Below are 17,787 nucleotides of genomic sequence, written 5' to 3'. Positions count from 1 at the left end.
CAGATTATGAAATGGAGTGGCAGACGAAATAGCGAAAATTTCGAAGACCGTAGAGGAATGTCTTCGGGTGGAAAAACCATTATTGGTGGTGGAATTATTGGAATAGTCATCTTGTTACTGAATGTTTTTGGTGGAGAAAATGGTCAGATGATAGGTACTATTTTGGAACAGACTCAAGGAAAACAAACAAATCCTACTGAACAACGCGCTTTAACCGCAGCCGAAATTGAAGAAGGCAAATTTATAGAAGCCATATTAGTAGATACGGAGGATGTTTGGGGGAAAATATTTCAGGAGAATAATCTGCAATACGAAAGACCAAATTTAGTCTTGTTCACAGATTCTTATGAAACTGGCTGCGGAAGTGCTACATCAGCTTCTGGACCATTTTACTGCCCAGCGGACCAAAAAGTCTACATGGATTTATCCTTTTTTGAAGAGCTAAAAACTAAGTTTGGTGCGCAAGGAGGCGATTTTGCAACAGCATACGTTATTGCACACGAGATTGGTCATCACGTACAAACCTTGTTAGGAACTTCAACTAAAATGAGGCAAATGCAAGAAGGAAAAAGTCAATCTCAAGCCAATAAATTGTCGGTCGCTTTAGAATTGCAAGCTGATTTTTACGCAGGTGTTTGGACACATTACAATCAAAAAATGAATAATTTCTTGGAAGAAGGTGATATTGATGAAGCTTTAAGCGCGGCACACGCCGTTGGTGATGATGCGATTCAAGCTAAAATTCAAGGACATATTGTTCCAGAATCCTTTACACACGGAACTTCAGCACAACGCAAAGCGTGGTTTATGAAAGGGTATAAAACAGGTGATATCAATCAAGGCGATACTTTTGCAGAAATAAGATAAATGACAAATCAATAAGAATTTAAAAATCGGAATAATTTTCCGATTTTTTTTGTGCTTATATTTAAACAAATCGGGATAATCAAAAGCACATCGGAAAAATTAACAGTACCTTTGCGCCCAATTAAAAAGTAACCTAAATAATAGTGTTTACTTTATAAACACTATTTATGTCATTTAACTCATTAGGATTATCTGACGCTTTATTAAAAGCGATCAGCAAAAAAGGATACACAACCCCTTCTCCAATACAACAAAAAGCAATTAAACCTATATTAGAAGGGAAAGATGTTTTAGCATCCGCACAAACTGGAACTGGAAAAACAGCTGCTTTTACGTTACCCATTTTACAAATAATTTCGCAAGGTCAACAATTAAGACAAAGACCTATTCGTGCGCTAATATTAACCCCAACAAGAGAATTAGCTGCTCAAATTTTTGAAAACATTAAAGAATACAGCACATTTTTAGATATTCGAAGTACCGTTATTTTTGGTGGTGTAAATCAAAATCCACAAGCGGCTCAACTTAGAAACGGTGTAGATATTTTAGTAGCAACACCTGGTCGCCTTATTGATTTGCAAAATCAAGGTCTAGTTTCACTCGCTAAAGTAGAGATTTTAGTTTTAGATGAGGCTGATCGCATGCTAGATATGGGGTTTTTAAGAGATATAGAACGCATCTTAAAAGTGCTACCAGCAAAAAGACAGAATTTACTATTTTCAGCAACATTTTCACAAGACATTAAGAAATTAGCGATGGGAATTTTGCACAATCCTATTCAAGTTGAAGCAACACCTGAAAATACTACAGTTGAAGCAATCGCTCAAAAAATATATCCTGTTGCCAAAGAGAAAAAAACAGAGTTAATAATAAAACTTATTACAGAAGGCAACTGGAAACAAATATTAGTATTTACCCGCACTAAACAAGGGGCTAATAAATTATGTGAAAGCATGATCAACGCCGGTATTGTAGCAGCGGCCATTCATGGAAACAAAGGTCAAGGTGCAAGAACCAAGGCGTTAGCTGGTTTTAAAGATGGTAGTATAACCGCACTTGTTGCGACAGATATTGCAGCACGTGGTCTAGACATTCCTTTATTACCGCACGTTATTAATTTTGAATTGCCTAATATTCCAGAAGATTATGTTCACCGCATAGGCCGAACAGGAAGAGCTGGAGCAAGTGGCGAAGCTATTTCTTTGTTTAGTCCTGATGAAACTGTTTTTTTACGTGATATTGAAAAATTAATAGGTTTGAGATTGCCTAAAGAACAACTTGCAGGATTTGAGGCAGACCCAAATGCATCAACTGAACCTATTAAACAAGGGCAAGGAAGACAACAACGCGATTCAACTCCGCGAAAACCAAAAACCGACACTACAAACCGCAGCAGCAATAACAGTTTTGGTCCAAGACGTCCAAGTCAAAATAATGACAGACGTTCTAATAGATAATTAATTTTTATTGTTTTTTAGGAGCAGCATATTTTCGTTTTTTAAGAACGTATTTCCCGCTATACATTACAAACCTAGTAAGAGCTGAACACCAGCTCTTACTAGGTTTTTCATTTCTATCGGGGCTATATAGCGCGTTTTTATTTTCATAATACCATTTTGCAAAATACTACATTGAATTTACAACAGACAGATCCTTTGTAAGAAAAATTTAATATATTTGAAATAAATAGTAGGGCTCTTGTGATGCATAACTAACCTAAATTGGGTGGCTTAGTATGATTTTTTTTACACATATCTATTTTTTGTGTAACAAGCTGAAAAACAAATCCCTAATCAACTTTAGACCTAAAAAAAGCTTCAAATGTGATTTTTTCACTATATTTGTATAAAAAACAGATAGTATTATGCTAATTAGATTTACAATTGAGAATTTTTTGTCATTTAAAGACAGAGAAGTATTTTCCCTTATCCCAGGAAAAGGAACTCTAAAATCACATCATAAATCCAAATCAATAAAAGGAACTTCCGCTCTTAAAACAGCAGTTGTCTATGGTGCTAATGCATCTGGAAAATCCAATTTGATTAAAGCTATCGAATTCGGAAAAGAGCTTATTTTAAAAGGAAACAAGGCGGAACAACCTATAAAATATAGTAATTTTAAATTAGATAAAAAGCAATTAAAACATAATTCAAGAATCGAATACGAAATACAGCACAAAGATAAAAATTATGCTTACGGTTTTATTTTTAATTCTAAGGAAATAATAGAAGAATGGCTTTACGAAATTTCAAAAAAATCGGAAAAAAAAATATTCACTAGAGATAAGAATAGAACAAAAGAATTTGACCTTGAAGCAATACTTAGCAAAAACAAAAAAACGGAGGAAAAACAATTTTTAGAATTTACCGCAAAAGGAACTCAGAAAAATCAATTATTCTTATCTGAAATTAGAACAAGAAAAGTAAAGGAAAATGTTTCGAACATTGACGATCTTATCAATGTTATTGATTGGTTTCAAAATGCCCTAACTGTAATATATCCAAATTCAAAAAATGTTGGAAAGAAGTTTGAATTATTAGAAGACACCGATTTAAATAAAGTATTTACTGAAATGCTTGGGTATTTTGACACTGGTATTGACGGAATAGAATTTAAAGAAGTTGACATAGAAAAAATTGATATTCCAAGTGAAATATTAAAAGATATTGAGAATGATTTGGTGGGAGATAAATCAGAAAAAACTAATGCGTTTATTTCTAACATCCAAGATGACAAATATTATGTTATTTCTTTGAATAAAGACCGCTCAATAAGAGCTCAGCTTTTAAAAACAAAACATAAAATTTCTGGAGGAGGCTATGAGTTATTTGATTTAAGAGATGAATCAGACGGAACAAGAAGAATAATGGATTTAATTCCATTAATAATTGATTTTTTCAAAGGAAATAACGTTTTTGTAATTGACGAAATGGAAAGAAGTTTACATCCTAATTTGATATATGACTTATTTGATTTTTTTCTATCCAAGTGTAAAAATGTTAATAGTCAGTTTATCGTTGCAAGTCACGAATCAACTCTTTTAACTCAAAAGTTATTAAGAAAAGATGAAATATGGTTTGTCGTTAAAGACAAGTCAGGAGCTAGTAGACTTCATTCTTTAGAAGACTACAGCATTAGATTTGACAAGGAAGTCAGACGTGATTATTTGTTAGGTAGATATAAAGGTGTTCCTAAGTTTGGCAATAGAGATAATTTAACTGTTATCCCACAAATCAACTAAGTATGCCAAGAGAACCAATACCATTAATGAGGGAAGGCAGTTTTAAAGATGCGGAAAAATTGTATATCTTATCCTATGAAGGTCAAAAAACTGAAGTCACATACTTCAATGATTTTAGAATGTCTGAGTTTTTTAATGATTCAGGAATAATAGAAATTATTCCTTTAGAAAGAGAGGTCAATACTGGAACAGACCCACTAAGTGTTAAAAGATTACTTAAAAAAGCTAAAGCAAATTACCCCTTTAAAAAAACAGACGAATTTTGGCTTATTGTTGATAGAGACCATTGGGAAACTATTCATAAAATAGATTTCAATCAATTAGTAATAGACTGTAATAAAGAGAACAACTTTTTCTTAGCAATGAGTAATCCTTGTTTTGAAATATGGCTGATTATGCACTTAAAAGATATTTCTGAGTATGATGATGAAGAACAAAAAAAGCTTTTAGAAAACGCTAAGTTCAATAAAAATAAAAATCATATCGATATAGTTCTAAGCGATTTACAAGGTATTGGCTATAATAAAAACCCAAATCCGGAACTATTTTTACCTTTGACAAAAGCGGCTACTGAAATAGCTAAAAAATTAGATAATAACAATGAAACATATCCTAAAAAATTAGGTTCACACATTTATAAATTAATTGAAAAGCTACAGAAAGAATAAGCCCGTTAAGCAAAGTCTCCGACTTTAAGTATGTTTTTTTTTCAGTCTCATGCTGACCTTAAAATTAAAATATTTTAAAAACAAAATCGGTTAAGAATATAAAGTCACTTCCTCAAAGTCGGAGACTTTATAAAACGTTGTGCTTAAAATCTGAAATCAAAAATCGTTGATCAAAAATCTGAAATCTGTTCCTCTTTATACTGAAAACTGTTATTTCCAAATACAACAACAATTTAGAGCATTACTTTACAAATCAATATTTTATTCATACTCTTTCAAATCTAGTTTAAGAATATCACCAACTCTGCTAAACTCTTCATTAATCTTTGCATTTATGATAAGTGGTTCATCTGTTATGGGATGATTAACAAGTAACTGATGTGCATGAAGCATCATCCCTTTCAGTTCAAAATTCTCGAACCATAATTTATTTTGTTTGTTACAACCATGCGGGCGACTTCCTAAAATGGGATGAAAAATATGTTTGAAATGTTTTCGCAATTGATGCATACGCCCCGTTTCTGGAATCGCTTCTACCAAACAATATCGAGACGTTTGTTTATTGTTAAATTCTAACTCAATTTCGGTACTTTGCAAGCGATGAAAGTAGGTTATTGCATTTTGAACAATGCCACCATCATTGGTTAGATCATAATCAATCGTTAGTTCTTCGGGTGACCAACCACGTAAAATTGCTAAATATTTTTTTTCGACTTCGCGTGTGGCAAAACGATCATTCATGATTTTCAAAACGGCTGTATCCAACGCAAATAACAAGACACCAGATGTTTTGCGATCCAACCGATGAATCGGATAAACGTGTTGCCCTCCTATTTGATTTCTCAATTCTTGAATAGCAAACACTTTTGCATCGCGCGCATAAAATGATTTGTGGACCAACAATCCACTTGGTTTATTAATTGCAATAATATATTCGTCTTGGTACAGGATTTCTAACATCTGGCAAAAATAAAAGAGATTTCTATCGAAATCTCTTTTTTGACTTATTTATTTCTATACTTTTCTTTCTTCCCTACTTGCTCGCTCCGCAAAGTCTCTGACTTTGAGGATGTGTAATAAGGTCTCCGACCTTTGTCACCACTTATCAAAAGTACTAATCGATTACAGTTTCAAAACATCAATTAATAACGCTCCGCAAAGTCTCTGACTTTGAGGATGCGTAATAAAGTCTTTGACCTTTCTCACCACTTATCAAAAGTACTAATCGATTGCGGTTTCAAAACATCAATTACCGGATTATCAACTTTTGTAATTGCTATAATTCCACTATCTTCCACATAATTAGAAGCACTGGAATATATATAATGAGAAGCCTTAGCCACTATTCCTGCTCGAACAGGATTCAAATGAATATAATCCAATTTCGACCAAAATAACTTTTCTGAAAAAATTTCTTCAGGATGACTCCCATATTGCCAAAACTGATATTTTTCATTTCGACTGTGACTTTTACACGCAAATTCAAAACGTTTCAGCATCCAATCGGCTCTACTTTCTGGCTCAGTTTCTATTTTACTCAAAATAGTCTTTGCCGTAAACTTCTTGAAATCCCGAATCAAGTCAGATAATTTATTGTTTTCTGATTGAATAATTAAATGAATGTGATTGGACATAATTACAAATCCATACAAAATCATTCCTTTGTTTTTAATGCAAAAATCCAAGCTTTCGATAATACAATCTTTATAGGTTTTTCTAGAAAAAACATCAACCCAGTCTACAACCGCCGCGGTTATAAAATGCAGTTTGGATTGGTCTCGAATTATAAATCCTTCTTTATCTTTCATTGTGTCTTTTTAGGGTCAGTCAGAGACTGAAAATCACTTCCTCAAAGTCGGAGACTTTGCGGAGCATAAAATCTGAAATTTTGCTTCCGCTATACAAAATATCTGATTTTCAAGATGCGTTCGTCAGTTTGTAACGAAGTTATAAATTACTCGCCTCGCTCCGCAAAGTCTCTGACTTTGAGGATGCATTCGTCAGTCTATGACTGACATAAAATCAAAAATATCAAATCTAATTCACCATGTTACATGCTCCGCAAAGTCAGAGACTTTGAGGATGCGTTCGTCAGTCTGTGACTGAAATAAAAATCAAACAATCAAAAATAAATTCGGTTGAAAACCGAGAGTCACTACCTCAAAGTCGGAGACTTTGCGAAGCATAATCTATTCACTATCCCAAAGTCGGAGACTTTGCGGAGCGTAACTATACAACTGAAATCTATTTTAACCCAACCAGCCATCACGATCCAAACTTCTATACTGAATGGCTTCAGCAATATGACTGGAAACCACTATTGGAGCCGCATCAAGATCAGCGATAGTTCTGGCCACTTTCAAAATACGATCGTAGGCCCTAGCGGAAAGATTCAATCGTTCCATAGCCGTTTTTAATAATTGTTTCGAAACATCATCCAAAGCACAATATTCCCTAATGTGTTTGGTATTCATTTGTGCATTGTAATGGATGTTTTCCATTTGCTCAAAGCGCTCCGTTTGTATTTCTCGAGCAGCAGTCACTCTTTTACGAATGTCAACACTGCTTTCTGCTTTTTGGTCATCAGATAATTTTTCGAAAGGAACTGGCGTCACTTCGATGTGAATATCGATTCTATCTAATAAAGGTCCGGAAATTTTACTTAAGTACCGTTGCATTTCATGAGGAGAAGAAGTTTGTGGAGAATCTGGATCGTTAAAAAAACCACTCGGACTTGGGTTCATACTTGCCACTAACATAAAAGAGGAAGGATAGGTAACCGTAAACTTGGCTCTCGAAATTGTCACTTCGCGATCTTCTAAAGGTTGACGCATTACTTCCAGAACGTCTCTTTTAAATTCCGGTAATTCATCCAGAAATAAAACGCCATTATGCGCCATAGAAATTTCACCCGGTTGCGGATAACTTCCTCCACCAACAAGCGCGACGTTCGAAATCGTGTGATGCGGACTACGAAAAGGGCGTTGATTCATCAAACCTACTTCTTTTAATTTCCCTGCCACACTATGAATTTTAGTGGTTTCCAAGGCTTCACGTAACGTCATCGGCGGTAAAATACTAGGTAATCGTTTGGCCAGCATCGTTTTCCCTGCGCCGGGCGGACCAATCAAGATAATATTATGTCCTCCCGCTGCGGCAATTTCCATACAACGCTTGATGCTTTCTTGTCCTTTTACATCCGAAAAATCGAATTCGGGAAAATCTAATGTTTTATAAAATTCGGCCCGTGTATCTATAGTTGTCGGTTCTAGGGTTCCTTTACCTTCCAAGAAATCAATCACTTCCTGAACGTTTTCGATTCCATAAACATCCAATCCAGCAACAATTGCTGCTTCTTTTACATTTTGCTTTGGAAGAAAAAAACCTTTAAAACCTTCTTCTTTGGCTTTTATCGCAATTGGCAAAGCGCCACGTATCGGCTGAAGACTGCCATCAAGAGAAAGTTCTCCCATAATAATATATTTATCAATATCCTCCGCTTTGATTTGTCCGGAAGCGACCAAAATTCCGATAGTTAAAGTTAAGTCATACGCAGAACCTTCTTTGCGCAAATCAGCGGGAGCCATATTAATCGTTATTTTTTTCCCGGGCATGGCGTACCCATTATTTTTAAGTGCAGCCGCAATTCGATAACTGCTTTCCTTGATGGCATTGTCTGGCAAGCCAACTAAATGATAACCAATCCCTTTATCAATATTTACCTCAACAGTAATCGTTGTAGCTTCGACTCCAAAAACTGCACTTCCAAAAACTTTAACTAGCATCTCTATTTATTTTATTCTAAAATTAGAGAAAACTTTTCTTATTGTTATAAAAAATCTTACATAACTTCTGATAAAATACTAAATAACATAAAATATTCAAAAAACACTCCAAATAGTATGATGATTAACCCAATACCATTTATTATTCGCAAAAACAAAATGTTAAAATTTAAAAAATTGAAGGTATAATATTAACATTTTTCTACTTTTAGGAAATAATTAGAAACCACATTATGAAAAAAATTGTACTACTTCTCTTTTTTAGTTTTTTACTGCCAAAAACCTACGCACAAGAATACTTTCCGAATAATGAAAGTGTTCAAAACAAAAACACCAATTTTACCGCTTTTACCAATGCAAGAATTTATGTAACGCCCACACAAGTTGTCGAAAAAGGTACATTACTGATTCAAAACGGAAAAGTTATTGGTGTTGGAACAAATATTTCCATCCCAAAAAATTGCACGACAATCAATCTGGAGGGAAGATCCATTTATCCATCTTTTATTGATATGTATACCAGTTTTGGAGTAGAAAAACCAAAAGGAATCACCGAAAGAAACCCATTATATGATACAAAAAGATCCGGTTTTTATTGGAATGAGAGCATTCGTTCCGAGGTGAATGCTTACGAAGCTTTCAAATACGACCAAACTAAAGCCGAAGAATTATTAAAAGCCGGATTTGGTGTTGTGGGAACTCATATCCCGGACGGAATTGCACGCGGATCAGGAACTTTAATCGCTTTGAACAACTTTGAAAAAAAGAATCAATTGCTTTCTGATAAAGTAACCAATCACTTTGCGTTTACTAAAAGTGTAACCACAAATCAATCCTACCCAAGTTCTTTAATGGGAATGATGGCATTATTACGCCAAATGTATCATGATTTGGATTGGTATAAAAAAGGCAATTCAACAACTAAAGATTTATCATTAGAAGCCTTAGCAAATAATGAAAAATTGATTCAAATATTCGCTTCTGAAGACAAATTAAACAGTTTGCGTGCTGCCAAAATAGCGAAGGAATTTGGTTTAAATTATGTTCTAAAAGGAAACGGAAACGAATTTGAACGTATTGAGGAAATCAAAAAAACAAATTCAAAATTTATTATTCCAGTCAATTTCCCTGAAGCCTATGATGTTTCTGATCCAAATCAAGCGAACCAAATGGAATTGAAAGATTTGCGTTTTTGGAACCAAGCGCCTACTAACCTTAAAGTTTTAGCTGATAACGGAATTGTTTTCGCATTGACGACAGACAAGTTAAAGAAGATGGAAGATTTTAGACCTAATCTTTTAAGAGCCATCAAATATGGTTTTGATAAAACAAAAGCGTTAGAAGCATTGACTACAATTCCTGCTGCACTTTTAGGAAAAAGTAACGAAATGGGAACTTTGAAAACAGGAAGTTTAGCCAATTTCGTTATTACTTCTGGAGAAATTTTCGAAGAAAAAACAATACTCTATGAAAACTGGGTTCAAGGAAACAAATTTGTTATAAATGACTTGACTACAAAAGATATTCGTGGGAATTATGATTTAACCATTAACAATGAAAAATACAAATGGAAGATTAATGGCGAAATTAGCGCACCAAAATCAGAAATTACAACAGTTGATGCAAAAAAAGTAAACTCAAAACTGACGATGACCAACAATTGGATTTCGACAGTAATCAAACCTAATGATTCAACAAAAACCAGCTTTACAAGATTAATTGGATACATTGAAGACACACAAAATCTTTCTGGAAAAGCCGTTTTATTTAATGGAAATGAAGTAAAATGGTCGGCTGTAAAAACGGCACCTTTCGTAAAAGTGGTGGATTCCTCCAAAATTGAGAAAAACAACATGATTATCCCAACAACATTTCCAAATGTTGCTTATGGTAATTTGAAAAAACCAACTGCAGAAACCTTATTATTCAAAAATGCTACTGTTTGGACCAATGAAAAAGAAGGGATTCTTGAAGAAACGGATGTATTAGTTAAAAACGGAAAAATCGCGTCTATCGGGAAAAATATTTCTGACGCAGCTGCAACAATCATTGACGCCAAAGGCAAACATTTAACCAGCGGAATTATTGATGAACATTCACATATCGCTATTTCAAACGGTGTCAATGAAGGCGGACACAATTCCAGTGCCGAAGTAACAATACAAGATGTGGTAAATTCAGAAGACATTAATATCTACAGAGATTTAGCTGGTGGAGTAACTATTTCGCAATTATTACACGGTTCCGCTAATCCTATTGGTGGACGCTCTGCAATTGTAAAATGGAAATGGGGTGCTTCTGCAGAAGAAATGCTGTATAAAAATCAACCAGGATTCATCAAATTTGCTTTGGGAGAAAATGTAAAACAAGCCAATTGGGGAATCACTAATCCTACTCGTTTTCCGCAAACCAGAATGGGAGTTGAACAAGTTTTTACAGATTATTTCCAACGTGCAAAAGAATATGATATGGCTTGGAAAGCATACAATTCTGGTGGTAAAAAAGCAAAAGGAAATGCGCCAAGAGTGGATTTAGAATTACAAACATTAGCCGAAATTTTAAACAAAGAACGTTTTATTACTTGTCACTCCTATGTTCAATCGGAAATTTTGATGTTGATGAATGTTGCCGAAAAATTTAATTTTAAAGTAAATACATATACTCACATTCTTGAAGGATATAAAGTGGCAGATAAAATGAAAGAACACGGCGTTGGAGCCTCTACTTTCTCAGATTGGTGGGCGTATAAATTTGAAGTAAATGATGCTATACCTTTCAACGGACCAATTATGCACAATGCAGGACTTGTAGTAGCTTACAATTCTGATGATGCTGAAATGTCAAGAAGACTGAATCAAGAGGCAGCAAAAGCAGTGAAATATGGTAATATTTCGGAAGAAGATGCTTGGAAATTCGTAACACTGAATCCTGCTAAATTGTTGCATATTGATGACAAAGTAGGAAGTATAAAAGTGGGTAAAGATGCAGATATCGTATTATGGAATGCAAATCCGTTGTCTATTTATGCTAAAGCTGAAAAAACCTTAATTGAAGGAGTTGTGTATTATGATGCGCAAAAAGATGAAGCGCAAAGAGTGGCAATTGCTAAAGAAAGAAATGAGCTTATTGGTCAGTTACTGCAAGAAAAAAATAAAGGTATGAATACTCAGGAACCTAAAAAGAAGGAAAAAACAGAATATCACTGTGATTCGATGGAAGAATAACGGAACAATTTGAATTTCAAAAACCCGAGCTTTTATAAAAAAGCTAAGCAATTTTAAAAAACGTATAAATATGATTAATAAAAAAATATATCTTTTAGCGTTGGTATGTAGTATATCAATACTTACAAGAGCACAACAAACACCTGCCGCTAAACAATCAAAATCTGTTTTAATTCTAAATGCAACAGCGCATTTAGGGAATGGTAAAATAATTGAAAATAGCGCCATCGGATTTGTGGATGGAAAAATCACTTTGGTAGCGGATGCTACAGTAATCCAATTAGCTGCAGGAGCATACGACGTAACGATTGATGCCAGCGGAAAACATGTCTATCCAGGATTTATTGCACCAAACTCTACATTGGGACTTGTTGAAATTGATGCTGTAAAATCATCCGATGATGAAGATGAAATTGGAGTTATGAATCCAAATGTAAGAAGTATTATTGCATACACCGCCGATTCAAAAGTAATAGAAACCGTGAGACCCAACGGTATTTTAATGGCTCAAATTACGCCTCGCGGTGGAACAATCTCTGGATCTTCCTCCATTGTTCAATTGGATGCCTGGAACTGGACAGATGCTTTGGTAAAAGAAAATGACGGAATTCATGTAAATTTCCCAACTACTTTTAGAAGAGGTGGATCACTATTTGAACCCGGAAATATCGAAACCAATAAAGATTATACAAAACAAATTTTAGAATTATCAGGATTTTTATCTAATGCAAAAGCCTATTTAGGCGATGGTTCAAAAGAAAGAAACTTAGTTTTAGAATCCACGAAAGGTATATATGACGGAAGCCAAACACTATTCATTCATGCCAATGAAGAAAAGCAAATTATAGATGCGGTGCAATTTACCAAAGAAAATGGTATTAAGAAAATGGTTATTGTTGGTGGATATGAAGCCTACAAAGTTGCTGAATTATTACAAAAAAACAATATTGGTGTGTTATTAAGGAGAGTTCATGACATGCCTGACAATGATGATCATGATATCGATTTGCCTTACAAGGCAGCTAAATTATTATCAGACAAAGGTGTTTTGGTTGGTTTAGAAAATAGTGGTGCTCATGAAAGGATGAATACCAGAAACTTACCGTTTTTAGCAGGAACATGCGCTGCTTACGGAATGGATAAAGAAAAAGCGTTACAATTAATCACTTCAAATACTGCAAAAATATTAGGAATTGATGCGCAATGTGGTACCTTAGAGCAAGGAAAAGATGCTACGTTATTTATATCCGAAGGTGATGCTTTAGATATGAGAACCAATAAATTAACAAATGCTTTTATTCAAGGGAGAATGATCAGTTTAGAAACGCATCAAACTAGGTTGAACGAGAGATACAAGACTAAATACAATCAAAAATAAAATAATATCATGGGACTATTTAACGCCATTTTAGGCAATGCATCTGAAGTTAACATTGAAAATGTTTCGAAGGAATTCGAGCCTATCTTAATTGATGGAGAGGTAATTGAAAAAGCATATAAGCTCATTCGCGATATGTTTATCTTTACCAATAAAAGGCTGATTCTAGTCGAAAAACAATTGGTAGGTAGCAAAGTTGATTATATGTCGATTCCATATTCAAGTATCAAGAAATTCTCTAAAGAAAGTGCAGGAATATTAGATTTGGATGCCGAATTAAAAATTTGGTTAAACCACGATAATAATCCAATTGTGAAGCAATTTGGAAAAGGTGGAAATAATATTAATGAAGTCTATAAAATTTTAAGTCAACATACGTTGAAATAAAAAAACATAATTTTCAGCATCGAAAGGCACTAATTGTAATCCAAACAATTAGTGCCTTTTTTAGTTTAACCCATTTTTAGTTGGAAATGAGAACCCGTAATTAGAATTCAGTAGATTTTATTTCTAAAAATAACGCGTTACTGGGCTTTATACTAATATTTCTTTAACCTAATTTTAACAAATTATAGATATTAAGATTAAATTATATAATACCCACAATAAAAAGGGGTATAGATTATTTAAATCATAAAAATTAAACATTCAACTGATTTTTTAAGGGGGTATATTCAGTATTTTTCTATTTTTATCGAAATTTAAAACTAAAAACAATGCGAAAAATTATTTTAAGTGTATTATTGATCACCATTTTGGTAGTGACCCTTTTTTCAAATTATTTTCTAATAGACAGCCCCGCTCCTGCTGAAGTTGTCAAATTTGATACTGGCGACACCGCTTGGATGATTGTTGCTACAGCACTTGTATTAATCATGACTCCTGGTTTAGGTTTCTTTTACGGTGGAATGGTAGGTAAGAAAAATGTAATCAGTACCATGCTTCAAAGTTTTATGGCTATGATAATTGTAACCGTACTTTGGGTTGTTATTGGTTTCGGATTGTCTTTTGGTCCATCAATTGGAGGGATTATAGGAAACCCTCTACCGAATTTATTTTTCCAAGGTGTCGGTACAAATACTGCTTGGAGCCTTGCACCTACAATACCTTTTATGTTATTTGCTTTATTTCAGGCAAAATTTGCTATAATTACACCAGCATTAATAACTGGAGCTTTTGCAGAGAGAATACGTTTTTGGGCGTACTTACTATTTATGGTTTTATTCATACTAGTTGTTTATGCACCATTAGCACACATGACTTGGCATCCAGATGGTATTTTCTTTAAAATGGGAGTTTTGGATTTTGCAGGTGGAACAGTTGTTCACATGAGTGCTGGATGGGCAGCATTGGCAGGAGCCATTTTCTTAGGAAGAAGAAAAGGACAAAAAGTAAATCCAGCGCGTATTACATATGTGTTATTAGGAACCGGTTTATTGTGGTTTGGATGGTTTGGTTTCAACGCAGGTTCAGCATTAGGTTCTAATGGCCTAGCAGTTCAGGCACTTGGTACGACTACAGTTGCTGCCGCTGCCGCTGGAATGGCTTGGGTATTTCTTGATAAAATTCTCGGTCACAAACTTTCTGCAATGGGAGCTTGTATAGGTGTAGTTGTAGGTCTAGTGGCCATTACTCCTGCCGCAGGTTTTGTTAGTATTCCTCATGCTTTGTTCATCGGTATTTTTGCCAGTATTGTGAGTAATTTAGTGGTTAGAAGTTTCCACAAAGGAAAAATTGATGACGCTTTAGACGTTTTCGCTTGCCACGGTGTAGGTGGAATGGTTGGTATGCTTCTAACTGGAGTTTTCGCTTCAAAATCAATCAACTCTGTTGTAGGTGATAATCAAGGACTAATTTTTGGCGATGCTACATTATTCTTAAACCAATTAACGGCATTAGTTGTGGTTTCAGTATTTGCATTTTCAATGTCTTATTTCCTATTCTTTATTGTAAACAAAATTACTCCACTTCGTGTAAGTGAAGAGAAAGAAGAATTAGGTTTGGATATTTCTCAACATGGTGAGTTTTTATAAATCTATTTTTAGATGAAATCAAAAAACACTCTGAAATTCAGAGTGTTTTTTTTGCAATAAACTCATTTATATACTGATGATTTAGTGCGGTCTGCGAATCTATTTAGACAAGAAAAACTATCTTTCAAAACCGAATTTTACCAGACTAGTTTTAGTCTCAGTCATTTAAAAACAAAATCCCAATCTTAAGAAAAAGATTGGGATTTTGCTTTTAGTATAGTGGAATGCTTTTTTAGCACAGAACTAGATTACCGTCTTATTTTAATATTGTAAACTCAATTTTAGAGTCGTTATATATTCTATGTGTTTGTTTTTGGAAATCCTCTGGTTTAGCATAAAATATATTATCAACAAACGTTTGCGGATTCAAATCAATAAACGGAAACCATGTACTTTGAATCTGAATCTGGATTTTATGTCCTTTTTTGAACGTATGAAACACATCTTGCAGTTTAATATTTACTGCTGTTTTCTCATTGGCAACAAAAGCTTCTGGTTTTGAAAAACTGTTTCTAAAACGACCGCGCATTACTTCACTACGGACCATCATGTGGTAATTGCTCATTTTCAAATAAGGAGCCACATCTTTCGTCTCTGGCTCGTCACTTGGAAAAACATCTACCACTTTAACAATCCAGTCCGCATCAGTTCCTGTTGTTGAAACTTGTAATTTAGCCAATATTTCTCCTGCTAATGTGATATCATCGGCCAATACTTCTGTTTCAAAAACAATAACATCTGGACGTCGAGCAGCAAAACGCTGATCATCTGTCATGTATTTCCTTGGCGTTAGCCCTGCTTGTTTAATGTCTTCAGAATAAGGAACCGGTTTCTTAGGATCACTGATGAATTCTTCAAAAGAAATATTACGCTTTGCCATTTTTGTCAATTGACTTCCTTGCAAAAAGAAATCTTGCTTTTCAGTATTTTGAGGAGGCCAAGTTTCATACGTTTTCCACTCTTTTCTACCCGTATCAAAAACATACGCTTCCGGTAATTTATTTTCACCTTTTCCATTATTTTTCAAGAAATGACGGAAGAAATTAGCTTCGATATTTTTTTGATAATAACCAGAAATACTATCTCCAAAATTAATATTACCAATCACTTGTTTTGCTGAATTTCTAGCCCAATCGCCGTGACTCCATGGTCCCATAACGATCGTGTTGTAGTTTTTGCTACTCTTTTCGATAGTAGCATAGGTGTTTAATGGACCGTATAAATCTTCCGCATCAAACCAACCTCCAACTGTCATTACTGCTGGTTTAATATTGTTCAAATGTTGCAATATCCCACGTTTTTGCCAAAAATCATCATAGCTAGAATGGTCTTTCAGCTGCTGCCAAAATTCATTCTCCTTACCATAATATTTGTCCAAATTTGATAAAGGTCCAGCATCCAAGAAAAACTGATAATCATCATTCGTTCCTATGTTGCTGAATTTATACCAAGGCTCGGTAGTACGCTTTGTTTTTTGAGGGCCAAATAATGGCGTTACTTTCCAATAGCTCAACAAATAAGCACCATTATGACGAAAATCATCAAAGAAGAAGTCGGCAATACACGCTTGAGGCGAAACCGCTTTCAAAGCTGGATGATTGCTCAACAAAGAATATGCAGCATAAAATCCAGGATATGAAATCCCCCAAGTCCCAACATTTCCGTTGTTATTGGCCACATTTTTAACCAGCCAATCAATTGTATCATACGTATCTGAAGCTTCATCAATAGCTGACTTCCCTTTTTTATTTGGAATAAAGCCTCGCATATTATCATATAATCCATCGCTCATGAACCTGCCTCGTACATCTTGATACACGACGATATATCCTTCTTTCATCATCGTTTCACTTGGAGAAATACTTCTCTTGAATTGACCTTCCCCATAAGGACCAGAATTATAAGGGGTTCTTTGCATTATAATTGGATATTTTTTAGAAACATCCTTAGGAGTATAAATAGCCGTAAACAATTCTGCTCCATCGCGCATCTTGATATGTACTTCCTTTTTAGTGTAATTATCAGCGACATAATTTACTGCTTTGTCTTGGGCAAAAAGAATCACACCAATAAAAAGAAGAGAAATACTTAATAGTTTTTTCATCTGTATTTTTTGAGTTTAAATAGTTTTTAAAGATAAAAAATCTCTTCGAATATAATATCCTTCACCGTTTTTTTTTTTAATGATTACTCCTGATTTAGGATTTTGTAAAAAATAAATAACTTTCTTACTATCAATTACAATTTAAAATAAAAGAATTTAATAAGAAAATCTTCATTCAAATTTCAATTGTAAACTATTCCTTTATATTTTTTTGAAGTGAAATATCCCTTTTTTGTAAAATTTAAAAAGCAAATCTTATATTTTGGAAATAAAAATAAAAAATATTTTATAAAACACTTTAAAACAGCTATTTATGTAATTTAAATCGATTTATTTTTAATAAAAAACACAAAAAAAAGCCTCTATAAAAGTATGTAAAAACTGGAAAAGACCTTTTTATGGGGCATTTTGGGTAAATTTAATCTATCTTTGTAAAATACCAAATTATGTTTTGCGATTACTATTTGTTCATTTTACGAACTTTTAA

At 34.0% G+C, this 17,787-nt stretch carries 12 protein-coding genes; 8 read left to right on the top strand and 4 right to left on the bottom strand.

The window, feature by feature from the left end:
* The first annotated feature begins 6 nt into the window (after positions 1-6).
* From ypfJ to BUC11_RS07025, 4 genes are all read left to right on the top strand, one after another.
* Positions 7-867 (top strand): KPN_02809 family neutral zinc metallopeptidase, encoded by an 861-nt coding sequence (gene ypfJ / locus BUC11_RS07040; RefSeq protein ID WP_073352956.1) that lies wholly within the window; start codon positions 7-9, stop codon positions 865-867.
* 167 nt (positions 868-1,034) lie between these two features.
* Entirely contained in the window at positions 1,035-2,324 is a 1,290-nt protein-coding gene (locus BUC11_RS07035) for a DEAD/DEAH box helicase (RefSeq protein ID WP_073352955.1), read from the top strand.
* 407 nt (positions 2,325-2,731) lie between these two features.
* Positions 2,732-4,108 carry an AAA family ATPase gene (locus BUC11_RS07030; RefSeq protein WP_073352954.1) on the top strand — a complete coding sequence of 459 codons (1,377 nt, stop codon included), beginning with the start codon at positions 2,732-2,734 and terminating at the stop codon, positions 4,106-4,108.
* A 2-nt stretch (positions 4,109-4,110) separates the two neighbouring features.
* Positions 4,111-4,776: an RloB family protein gene (locus BUC11_RS07025; protein WP_073352953.1), complete on the top strand. Its 666-nt coding sequence runs from the start codon at positions 4,111-4,113 to the stop codon at positions 4,774-4,776.
* A gap of 261 nt (positions 4,777-5,037) precedes the next feature.
* Here the strand turns inward: BUC11_RS07025 and BUC11_RS07020 are convergent, their stop codons facing one another.
* From BUC11_RS07020 to BUC11_RS07010, 3 genes are all read right to left on the bottom strand, one after another.
* Positions 5,038-5,736, bottom strand: a complete 699-nt coding sequence (locus BUC11_RS07020) for a pseudouridine synthase (RefSeq protein ID WP_073352952.1) — start codon at positions 5,734-5,736, stop codon at positions 5,038-5,040.
* A gap of 242 nt (positions 5,737-5,978) precedes the next feature.
* Positions 5,979-6,584, bottom strand: coding sequence for an REP-associated tyrosine transposase (locus BUC11_RS07015; RefSeq protein WP_073352951.1), 606 nt, complete (start codon positions 6,582-6,584; stop codon positions 5,979-5,981).
* A gap of 441 nt (positions 6,585-7,025) precedes the next feature.
* Complete coding sequence (locus BUC11_RS07010) at positions 7,026-8,561, bottom strand: YifB family Mg chelatase-like AAA ATPase (RefSeq protein ID WP_073352950.1); 1,536 nt, start codon at positions 8,559-8,561, stop codon at positions 7,026-7,028.
* Positions 8,562-8,794: 233 nt separating this feature from the next.
* Here BUC11_RS07010 and BUC11_RS07005 point away from each other — a divergent pair, with 233 nt between their 5' ends.
* The 4 genes from BUC11_RS07005 (at position 8,795) to BUC11_RS06990 (ending at position 15,196) form a co-directional block, all read left to right on the top strand.
* A complete protein-coding gene (locus BUC11_RS07005; protein WP_073352949.1) occupies positions 8,795-11,785 on the top strand; it encodes an amidohydrolase family protein in 2,991 nt (996 codons plus the stop codon).
* 70 nt (positions 11,786-11,855) lie between these two features.
* Positions 11,856-13,163 carry an amidohydrolase family protein gene (locus tag BUC11_RS07000; RefSeq protein ID WP_073352948.1) on the top strand — a complete coding sequence of 436 codons (1,308 nt, stop codon included), beginning with the start codon at positions 11,856-11,858 and terminating at the stop codon, positions 13,161-13,163.
* 9 nt (positions 13,164-13,172) lie between these two features.
* A complete protein-coding gene (locus BUC11_RS06995) occupies positions 13,173-13,550 on the top strand; it encodes a PH domain-containing protein (RefSeq protein ID WP_073352947.1) in 378 nt (125 codons plus the stop codon).
* A 329-nt stretch (positions 13,551-13,879) separates the two neighbouring features.
* Entirely contained in the window at positions 13,880-15,196 is a 1,317-nt protein-coding gene (locus BUC11_RS06990) for an ammonium transporter (protein WP_073352946.1), read from the top strand.
* Between the two features lie 256 nt (positions 15,197-15,452).
* Here BUC11_RS06990 and BUC11_RS06985 read toward each other — a convergent pair whose 3' ends face one another.
* Positions 15,453-17,300, bottom strand: a complete 1,848-nt coding sequence (locus BUC11_RS06985) for a CocE/NonD family hydrolase (protein ID WP_073352945.1) — start codon at positions 17,298-17,300, stop codon at positions 15,453-15,455.
* Positions 17,301-17,787: the final 487 nt, after the last annotated feature.

Source organism: Flavobacterium xanthum, assembly GCF_900142695.1.
Lineage (GTDB): Bacteria > Bacteroidota > Bacteroidia > Flavobacteriales > Flavobacteriaceae > Flavobacterium > Flavobacterium xanthum.
Note: the sequence above shows the minus strand (reverse complement) of the source record. Positions and strands in the feature narration are given on the sequence as shown.